The following is a 1,625-nucleotide window of genomic DNA, read 5'->3' as shown; positions in this document are numbered from 1 at the left end:
CCGATATAAAACCGTGGAAAACCCTGTAAAATTTTACAGAACCTTTTTCTTACTTGCGCAGGCCGAGCTTGGCAACGATTGCACGATAACGCTCGATATCTACCTTGTTCAGATAAGCCAGGAGACGACGGCGATGACCTACCATCTTCAAAAGGCCGCGACGGGAATGATGATCCTTCTTGTGCTCCTTCAGATGCTCGGTCAGATAAACGATACGTGCAGTGAGAACTGCAATCTGAACCTCCGGAGAACCGGTATCACCCTCGTGAACTGCATACTTCTGAATAATTTCCTGCTTTGCTTCCTGTGTCAACATGTAAAAATTCCTCCTAAAATCTTGTAAAGTCCTCAAGCCGGGAATGGCGCTGGAGTATCGCCAATCTTAGCAAAAGGCCGACTGTGCCGGTTACATTAACGAAACAGCACACTTTTGATAATATATCACAACTTTGGCAAAATGTAAATAGCCACAGCAATTTTTATAGGCTACAGCTTACAAATCTGCCAGCAGGCGGCGTGCCTTTTCCTCATCCGCATGCAGCTGCCTTACCAGCGCCTCCACGCCGCTGAATTTTTTCTGCTCCCGCAGCTTGGCTACAAACTGCACGGTCAGCGGGCAGTCATAAATGTCCCTGGAAAAATCAAGGATGTTTACCTCCAGCCGCCGGTTGCAGCCCTCAAAGGTAGGATTATCCCCGATATTGGCAATCCCCCTGTAGCTCCTGCCGTCCAGCAGAACCTTCACCGCATACGCCCCGTTGGGCAGCATGGCGCGCTTGTCACCGATAGCCAGGTTGGCCGTAGGGAAGCCCAGCTTTCTGCCGCGGTGATCCCCATGAATCACGCGTCCCCCAAAGCTGAAATAGCGTCCGAGGTACTCATTGGCCTTTTCCAGATTGCCTGCCTCTATCAGCCCACGGATTCGGGTACTGCTGACCATCTTGCCATCCAGCTGTACCGCCTGTCCAATCTCCGCCTGAAAGCCGTATTCCTCCCCCACGCGCACCAGCATGCGCGGATTGCCCTTTGCCCTGGCGCCAAAGGAAAAATTCGGCCCCGTCACAACGTACCGGGGATTCAGCGCCTGCTGCAAATCCAGCAGGAAATCATCGGGAGCCTGACGGCAGAGCTTTTCCGTGAAAGGCACATTCACCAGTACCTGCACGCCCAGCTCGGCCATAATGTCCGCCTTTGAAATATTGTCACCAATCTGCATAGGCACCCTCTCAGGGGCCACCACAGCCAGAGGATGATTGCTAAAGGTATACACCACGCTTGTCAGCTTATGTGCCCTTGCTAAACTGACTGCGCGCCGGATAATGCTCTGATGTCCTATATGCACTCCGTCAAAGGTTCCCAGGGCCACCGCGGCAGCCCTGCCATTCAGCACCTGTTTTGCCTCAGCCAGTTTATTACAAATAAGCATTTACATCACCATCACAAAATAAATTTACTCTACTATTATAACCGCACACAAAGAATAAAACAAGATTTCACAATCTTTCATTTTCTTTTCAGATATAGCTGGTATATTATAGACAATCCCTTTGATGTACATGATGTACTCAATGTACAATCCCATATACATCATTTCTCCATCCCATTGGCGGCATCGGAACTCGGTG

2 protein-coding genes are annotated in these 1,625 nt (G+C 50.2%); both read right to left on the bottom strand.

The window, feature by feature from the left end:
* Nucleotides 1-49 precede the first annotated feature (49 nt).
* Nucleotides 50-316: a 30S ribosomal protein S15 gene (gene rpsO, locus ACI3UA_RS08165; RefSeq protein ID WP_154407321.1), complete on the bottom strand. Its 267-nt coding sequence runs from the start codon at nucleotides 314-316 to the stop codon at nucleotides 50-52.
* Nucleotides 317-493: 177 nt separating this feature from the next.
* Nucleotides 494-1,426, bottom strand: a complete 933-nt coding sequence (locus ACI3UA_RS08160) for a bifunctional riboflavin kinase/FAD synthetase (RefSeq protein WP_439724320.1) — start codon at nucleotides 1,424-1,426, stop codon at nucleotides 494-496.
* Between the last annotated feature and the right edge of the window lie 199 nt (nucleotides 1,427-1,625).

This window comes from Anaerovibrio sp. (assembly GCF_051866355.1).
Classification (GTDB): domain Bacteria; phylum Bacillota; class Negativicutes; order Selenomonadales; family Selenomonadaceae; genus Anaerovibrio.
This window is presented reverse-complemented; position numbering and strand designations above follow the sequence as displayed.

Bases quoted from the DNA above. Each gene is read 5' to 3' on its own strand.
- rpsO (WP_154407321.1), bottom strand. From the start codon at position 316: ATGTTGACACAGGAAGCAAAGCAGGAAATTATTCAGAAGTATGCAGTT.
- ACI3UA_RS08160 (WP_439724320.1), bottom strand. From the start codon at position 1,426: ATGCTTATTTGTAATAAACTGGCTGAGGCAAAACAGGTGCTGAATGGC.